Origin of the sequence: Pseudomonas sp. 18.1.10, from assembly GCF_024655625.1 — a bacterium.
Lineage (GTDB): Bacteria > Pseudomonadota > Gammaproteobacteria > Pseudomonadales > Pseudomonadaceae > Aquipseudomonas.
In genome coordinates, this window is sequence record NZ_JANLGL010000257.1 from 1 (window position 1) to 7,024 (window position 7,024).

Annotated in this window: 7 protein-coding genes; 1 reads left to right on the top strand and 6 read right to left on the bottom strand. The window is 64.4% G+C overall.

Translation table 11 applies throughout. From position 1 onward, the window contains the following. Nucleotides 1-69: 69 nt before the first annotated feature. From NUV89_RS26145 to NUV89_RS26170, 6 genes are all read right to left on the bottom strand, one after another. On the bottom strand, nt 70-363 hold the full coding sequence (locus tag NUV89_RS26145; RefSeq protein WP_257783596.1) for a hypothetical protein: 294 nt from the start codon (nt 361-363) through the stop codon (nt 70-72). A gap of 13 nt (nt 364-376) precedes the next feature. Beyond that, nucleotides 377-1,126 carry an SDR family NAD(P)-dependent oxidoreductase gene (locus NUV89_RS26150; RefSeq protein WP_257783597.1) on the bottom strand — a complete coding sequence of 250 codons (750 nt, stop codon included), beginning with the start codon at nt 1,124-1,126 and terminating at the stop codon, nt 377-379. A 142-nt stretch (nt 1,127-1,268) separates the two neighbouring features. Further along, nucleotides 1,269-2,030 (bottom strand): SDR family NAD(P)-dependent oxidoreductase, encoded by a 762-nt coding sequence (locus NUV89_RS26155; protein ID WP_257783598.1) that lies wholly within the window; start codon nt 2,028-2,030, stop codon nt 1,269-1,271. Nucleotides 2,031-2,040: 10 nt separating this feature from the next. Then, the gene (locus tag NUV89_RS26160) at nt 2,041-3,381 is read right to left on the bottom strand and encodes an MFS transporter (protein ID WP_257783599.1); all 1,341 of its coding nucleotides are present in this window, start codon (nt 3,379-3,381) and stop codon (nt 2,041-2,043) included. A 37-nt stretch (nt 3,382-3,418) separates the two neighbouring features. After that, nucleotides 3,419-4,297 carry a polysaccharide deacetylase gene (locus NUV89_RS26165; protein ID WP_003234086.1) on the bottom strand — a complete coding sequence of 293 codons (879 nt, stop codon included), beginning with the start codon at nt 4,295-4,297 and terminating at the stop codon, nt 3,419-3,421. A gap of 11 nt (nt 4,298-4,308) precedes the next feature. Then, complete coding sequence (locus NUV89_RS26170) at nt 4,309-5,631, bottom strand: amidase (RefSeq protein WP_257783600.1); 1,323 nt, start codon at nt 5,629-5,631, stop codon at nt 4,309-4,311. Between the two features lie 337 nt (nt 5,632-5,968). Here NUV89_RS26170 and NUV89_RS26175 point away from each other — a divergent pair, with 337 nt between their 5' ends. Continuing rightward, entirely contained in the window at nt 5,969-6,958 is a 990-nt protein-coding gene (locus tag NUV89_RS26175; RefSeq protein WP_257783601.1) for a GntR family transcriptional regulator, read from the top strand. Nucleotides 6,959-7,024: the final 66 nt, after the last annotated feature.

Below are 7,024 nucleotides of genomic sequence, written 5' to 3' on the forward strand. Positions count from 1 at the left end.
GAGTGCGCAGCGCTCCCAAGCTTTTGGGGCCGCTTCGCAGCCCAGCGGGAGCAAGCTCCCTCGCCACAGTCAGTGTTCAAGGTGGTCGAGCAGTTTCGGGTCGAGGGGGTCCAGCGGGCGGCCGAGCATGGTTTCGGCGGCCTGCCACAGTTGATCCAGGCCGCTGGCCAATTCCTGCTTGCCGGTGGCGCCGAGCAACAGGTACGAGGCGCCCTGGAAGTCTTCGACCTTGAGCCGGAACACCGCCAGCACCTGGTTGATCGCTGCGATCCGGCGCAGGCGTTCGCGGCGCCGGGGCAACTCATCGCCCAGGGGGTCGCTCCAGTGCAGGTCTTCGCCGAGCAGCCCGCAGAGTCCGCACATGGCTACACCCCGCTCATGGCATGACGTCGCCGGAGTTCGGGCCGAGGGTCTGGCCAACGAACAAATTGCCGCCTGGCTCGCTGGCCAGCAGCACGGCGGTAGGCGCCACTTCATCGGCCAGGCCGAAGCGGCCCAGGGGCAATTCCTTGGCCTTGGCGCGTTTCCAGTCGTCGCTGATGCCGCCCACCAACGGCGTTTCAATCGGGCCGGGGGCGATGGCGTTGACCAGCACGTTGTCCTTGGCCACTTCCAGCGCGAGGGACTTGGTAAAGCCGATCACCCCGGCCTTGGCGGCGGCGTAGTGAGTCAGCTCGGCGCCGCCCTTGATCCCCAGTTGCGAGGCGACATTAATGATGCGCCCCCAGCGCTGCGCAAGCATGTGCGGCAAGGCGCGCTGGCTGGCGACGAACACGCTGGTGAGGTCGACGCGCAGCATGTCGTTCCACATCTCGATGGACAGGTCGACACACCGCGCCTGGGTGAGCATGCCGGCGTTGTTGACCAGGATGTCGATGCCGCCGAACTGCGCGACGCAGGTATCCACACTGGCCTGGGCGCCTTCGACGGTGCCGACGTCGGCCAGGCATTCGACGACTTCGGCGCCGAGGTTGCGGCAGGTGATCGCGGTTTCGGCGAGGCTCGCGGCGTTGCGGTCGGCCAGCACCAGGCGTGCGCCTTCAGCGGCGTAGGCGCGGGCGATGGCGGCACCGATGCCGCTGCCGGCGCCGGTGATGACGGCGCGGCGGTTAGAAAGTTGAGGCATACAAAAACTCCTGAGACAAACACCGGTTCCCTGTGGGAGCTGGCTTGCCTGCGATGGCGGTGGGTCAGCTGCAATTATGTTTACTGATACACCGCTATCGCAGGCAAGCCAGCTCCCACATTTGGACCGAGTACATCAGTTATTAATCGGGCCAACGCACGGTCAGGCCACCGTCGATAACGATGCTTTGGCCCGTGAGATAACTCGACGCCTCACTGGTCAAAAACTGCACCAACGACGCCACTTCATCCGCCCGCCCTACCCGCCCTAGCGGAATCGCCCGCGCGGCTTTCGCCAAGCCTTCCGGCCCCAGCGAGTTCTTCGCATCCAGCGACTGCGGGGTCTCGATCAACCCCGGGATCACCGCATTGCAACGAATGCCCTTGGCCGCCAACTCCACCGCCAGCGAACGGCACAGCCCCGGCACACCGGCCTTGGCTGCGGCGTAATGGCTGTGTTCCTGCCAGCCATACACGCCGCCGGCAATCGATGAAATCGCCACCAGCGCGCCGCCTTCGCTCATGTGTCGCGTGGCCGCACGGAAGGTGCGCATCACCCCCGTCAGGTCGACATTGAGCATCTCGTCCCACAACGCGTCGGTCATTTCCAGCAGCGGCGCACGGCGCAGCAAACCGGCATTGGCCACGGCGTAGTCGAGGCGGCCGAAGTGCTGCACGGCCTGCTCGGCCAGGGCGTCCACCGAAGCGCTGTTGCCGACATCCAACGGCAACATCAGGCATTCGCCGCCGGCGGCTTCCACCAACGCCACGGTGGTGTGCGGGTCGTGGGGATCGGCCGGGTAATACCCGCCCACCACGGCCACACCGTTGCGCGCATAGGCCACGGCTAGGGCTTGGCCGATGCCGCTGGCGGCGCCGGTAATCAAGGCAACTTTACGGCTCATCACACACTCCTTACTGAACGGTTTCCGGGCGCACATGACGCGCGGCAAACATCAACATGCCGGACAGGAAGCACGGCACGGCACCGAACCACAGCGCGGCGGTCTGCCAGTCGCTGCCGGCGGACAACACTTGGGTCGCGCCAAACCCTGCGACCACCGCACCAATCGGGCCCATGGCGTGGATGATCGCGCCGCCGGTGGCGCGGATGCTGGTGGGAAAGCTTTCGCTGATAAAAAACAGCGCCGCCGAGTACGGCCCGATCAGGAAGAACAGGCCCAGGCTGTACAGCCCGACCACCATCGCCATGTTGCTCGGGCCAAACAGCATGCCGGCGAACGCCAGGCCGCCGAGCATCCAGCCCAGGCCGATGACGTTGCGACGGCCGATCTTGTCGCCCATCCAGCCGTGGCTGAGGTAACCGCAGTAGCCCACCAGGTTCGACAGCACGAGGATAATCAGCGAGTTCTCGAACGAGATGTGGTGCACGCTGACGATCACCGAAGTACCCAGCACGCTGAACACCTGGATCGCCGCCCAGTTGAGCAACAGCGCGGCGCCGATCACCAGGGTGGCGCGGCGCGCCGGGCCACGGAACGCGGCCTTGAGGCCGGCCTTGCTGTGTTCGTCGTAGTCCACGCCGTAGGTCACGGCGACGTTCTGCGCTTCCGTCACCGCGCCGCTTTTGCGCAGTTGGCTGATGCGTTCGTGGATCTGGAACTGCGGGCTCTCCTTGAGCTTGCGCGCCATGATCGCGATCACAAGCGCCGGGATCGCCGCGAAGATGAAGCAGCCCTGCCAGCCGATGATCGGCAGCAACAGCGCGGTCAAACCGGCAGCGATCAACGCACCGACCGGCCAGCCGCCCTGCACCAGGCTGTAGATAAAACCGCGGCGCTTGGTCAGGCGCGGGTCTTCCGAGGCGCCATACAGCTCGCTCAAGTACGTGGCGTTGACGGTTTCCTCGGCATAGCCCAGGCCGCCCAGCGAACGGATCAGGATCAGCGGCGACTTGCCCCACGCGCCACCGATGGCGGTCAGCGCCGAGCACAGCGCGGAGCCGGCCACGGTGAAGATAATGCCTTTGCGCCGGCCCAACTTGTCGACCACCGGGCCAATGGCAAAGGCGACCACCGCCGTGCCCACGGCGACCCATGTGGCGATTTCCGCTTGCTCCACTTCACCCCAGCCAAAGTGCCGGCCAATCTCCGGCAGCAGGGTGCCGAAGAGGATGAAGTCGTACACCGCAAACACCCAGGCGAAAAACGCGATCCAGGTGGCGAAGCGCACTTCCTTGGAGGTCAGTTGCCGGGGTTTCCAGCCGGTCAGGTCAAGCTTGTTATAGATGGACATGGGTCGCGCCTCAGGGATGGGGGCTGTTTTTTAAGGGTCAGGTACGCGGTTGACGGCGGATAAAGTCATCGGCGATTTCGTCAAAGGTGACGAAGCGCACGCCGGCATGGCTCTGGATGTGTTCGATCAGGCGCTCCAGCATCAGCAGCACTTGCGGGCGGCCGGAGACGTCGGGGTGGATGGTCATGGTGAACACCGCGTGTTCGTGTTCGCGGTAGACCCAGTCGAACTGGTCGCGCCACATTTCTTCAAGGTGACGCGGGTTGACGAAGCCGTGGCTGTTGGGGGCTTTCTTGATGAACATCATCGGCGGCAGGTCGTCGAGGTACCAGTTGGCCGGGATCTCCACCAGGTCGGTTTCTTCGCCGCGCACCAGGGGTTTCATCCAGGTGTCGGGGTGCTGGCTGTAGTCGATCTTGGTCCAGCTGTCGCCCTTGCGTACGTAGTAGGGGTGGAAGTCGTTGTGCATCAGGCTGTGGTCGTACTTGATGCCTTTTTTCAGCAGCAGCTCGTTGGTGACCTTGCTGAATTCCCACCACGGCGCGACGTAGCCGGTCGGGCGTTTGCCGGTGACCTGGGTGATGAGCTCGATGGATTTATCGAGGACGATTTCCTCTTGCTCGGCGGTCATGGCAATGGGGTTTTCGTGGCTGTAGCCGTGCACGCCGATTTCGTGGCCGGCGTCGGCCACGGCCTTCATCTGCTCGGGGAAGGTTTCCATCGAGTGCCCGGGGATAAACCAGGTGGTGCGCAGGCCGTAGCGCTCAAACAATTTGAGCAGGCGCGGCGCACCGATTTCACCGGCGAACAGGCCGCGGGAGATGTCGTCGGGCGAGTCTTCGCCGCCGTAGGAACCGAGCCAGCCGGCGACGGCGTCAACGTCAACGCCAAATGCACAGAGGATGTCTTTAGCCATGGTGTGTCTCCTTAAATAGTCATTGCGGATTCGACGGACAACGCGGCGCGCAACAGGCGCGCGTCTTCCCCCGTCGGGGCGCTGAGCAGCAGCCCGGTGGGCAGGCCCAGGGCGTCGCGGCCGCTGGGCAAGTTCACGCCGGGCATGTCCAGGAAACTGCCGGGCATGGTCAGGCGCAGGGTGGCGAGGTTGGTGTGGATGAACAGGTCATCGTCGGCTTCCAGCGGCGCCAGGGGCGGCGCAACGTGGGCGACGGTGGGCGTAATCAGCAGCGCGCCGTCGAGGTCGTCGAGCAGTTGCTGTTGCAGGCGCCGACGGGCTTCGATCAGGTGCAGCAATTGGCTGGCGGGCAGCGCGCGGGCGGCTTCGAGGCGGCGGCGTACGCGGGGGTCGAGGTGGTCGGCGTCGGGGCTGTCGAGCAGGGCTTCGTGCAGGGCGAAGGCTTCGAAAGAGCCGAGCCAGCCGTGGTCGCGGATCAGCTCCAGGGTGGCCTGGAACGGTGGGCATTCGCGTTCTTCGATGATTGCGCCGGCGGCTTGCAGTTGCTCGACGGCGCGCAGCAGGTTGTCGCGCACGGCCGGTTCGACTTCTTGGTGCGCCAGCACAAAACGCTGGCCCTTGAGGCTGCGGGGCGTGTGGACTGGGCGGCGGCCATGGAGCAGATCGTCGATGGCTAGCGCGTCGCGCACGCTGCGGGTCAGCGGGCCGAGGCTGTCGAGGGTGCGCGACAACGGGAACACCGCGTCGCGGCTGTAGCGCCGACTGCTGCTGCGGTAACCCACCACCCCATTCAACGCGGCGGGGATGCGGATCGAGCCGGCGGTGTCGGTGCCCATGGCAATCGGTACGATCCCGGCCGCCACGGCGACCGCCGAACCCGATGACGAACCGCCGGGGATGCGCGCCTGGTCAGTGCTGTGGGGGTTGAACGGCGTGCCGAAATGCGGGTTCAGGCCCAGGCCGGAATAGGCCAGCTCGCTGAGGTTGGTCTTGCCCACGCTGACCATCCCCGCGCGGCACAACAGGCCGACGCTGGGCGCATCGAGCACGGCCGCCGGCGCGTTGCGGCGGTAGGCGGCGCCTGCCGTGGTGATGCTGCCGGCCACGTCGAACAGGTCTTTCCAGGCCAGCGGCACGCCATCCAGCACGCTCAACGGCTGGCCGGCCCGCCAGCGCGCGGCTGAGGCTTCGGCCTCGCGACGGGCACGCCCGGCAGTCAGGGAGATAAATACGCTGGGGGCCATGCTCGCGTGGACAAGTGCCTGCTCAAACACCTGCACCGGGTCGCTGCGACCGCTGGCGAAATCCTCGGCCATGGAAGTGGCGTCTGACATCAAGATGACCCTCGAAAAACGTACATATTAATAAAATGTACATTTTACAAAGGCAGCTTTCGTGCCAGTCTCTGTGTCGAGGGTTTTACCCTGCGCGGGTTTTTCACTCAGAGCTACGGGATAGATAGCTTGGATGGCAGGAAAAATAGTTTGACGAGACCTGGCGCAACGCCTTGAATGAAATAATGTATCCTTTATTAATAAGTACATTTTGGTGCAGAAAAGTAACATTCCTACATTGGCAGCCCCAAAAAAGTGCCACCGACGTGGCGCAGGGTGACAGGCGCAACTTATGAGAGAATCCCCGGCCACCGTCCTACAAGCCCCTGAGAAAGCGATGAAAGCAGTGTCTGCCTCGGCCTCGCGCTACGCGATGATTCACCAGGTATTGCGTGACGCGATCGTCAACGGCACGGCCCGTCATGGGCTGGTGTTGCTGGAAGCGCCGCTGGCCGAATTGTTCGGCACCAGCCGCGTGCCGGTACGCAGGGCCCTGGACCTGTTGCATGACGAAGGCTTGATCTGCCGCTTCAACGGCCGGGGCTACCTGATTAACCCGGAAGGCCTGGCAATGGAGCCGCTGCGCCTGCCCTTGAGCCATGCGCACCTGGGGCTCAATGGCGAAGCCGAGCTGGTGGACACGCGGCCATTGGGCGAGCGCATCGTCGAGGAAATCGGTGCGGCGCTGTCCACCTGCATTGCCTTCGGCCATTACCGCCTGGACGAGCAAGCGGCCGCCGACCACTACGGCGTCAGCCGCGCCGTGGTGCGTGAGGCGCTGATGCGCTTGCGCGACCGTGGCCTGGTGGAAAAGGAGCCCTACTCCCAATGGCTGGCCGGGCCGCTGACCGCGCGGGAAGTCACCGAAGACTACGAACTACGCGCATGCCTGGAACCCGAAGCCCTGCGCCTCAGCGCGCCGGGCCTGGATCGCGAAGTGCTGGAAGCGATGTTGCAACGGGTGCTGGACGCGCAGGCCAGCCCGCAGTGCAGCCTGGAAGCCATCGAACAGATCGAAGAGGATTTGCACCAGCGCTGCCTCGCCGGGTTGCAGAACCGCAAGATCGCCGCGTTGATCCGCCAGGGGCAGAGCCCGATGATTATCAGCAGGATTTTTTACCGGCTGCTGGGGATCGGTGCTGATCCGGCCATGTTGGCCGAGCATCGCTTGATTCTGGAGCTGTTGTTGCATGGGGCGGTGGATGCGGCGGCGTTGAACCTGCGCGAGCATTTGCAGCGGGCCAGGCAGCGGATGTTGCAGCGGTTGAAGGTGTTGTCGGTACTACCGGAACAACCCCTGCCCTCCTACCTCCACAAAATCAGCTGACTAAACACCATTTAAAATGTGGGAGCGGGCTTGCTCGCGAATGCGGTGCATCAGTCAAAGATGTAT

Excerpts from the sequence above, each read along its gene's own strand:
- NUV89_RS26145 (WP_257783596.1), bottom strand. The coding sequence starts at position 363 with ATGTGCGGACTCTGCGGGCTGCTCGGCGAAGACCTGCACTGGAGCGAC.
- NUV89_RS26150 (WP_257783597.1), bottom strand. The coding sequence starts at position 1,126 with ATGCCTCAACTTTCTAACCGCCGCGCCGTCATCACCGGCGCCGGCAGC.
- NUV89_RS26155 (WP_257783598.1), bottom strand. The coding sequence starts at position 2,030 with ATGAGCCGTAAAGTTGCCTTGATTACCGGCGCCGCCAGCGGCATCGGC.
- NUV89_RS26160 (WP_257783599.1), bottom strand. The coding sequence starts at position 3,381 with ATGTCCATCTATAACAAGCTTGACCTGACCGGCTGGAAACCCCGGCAA.
- NUV89_RS26165 (WP_003234086.1), bottom strand. The coding sequence starts at position 4,297 with ATGGCTAAAGACATCCTCTGTGCATTTGGCGTTGACGTTGACGCCGTC.
- NUV89_RS26170 (WP_257783600.1), bottom strand. The coding sequence starts at position 5,631 with ATGTCAGACGCCACTTCCATGGCCGAGGATTTCGCCAGCGGTCGCAGC.
- NUV89_RS26175 (WP_257783601.1), top strand. The coding sequence starts at position 5,969 with ATGAAAGCAGTGTCTGCCTCGGCCTCGCGCTACGCGATGATTCACCAG.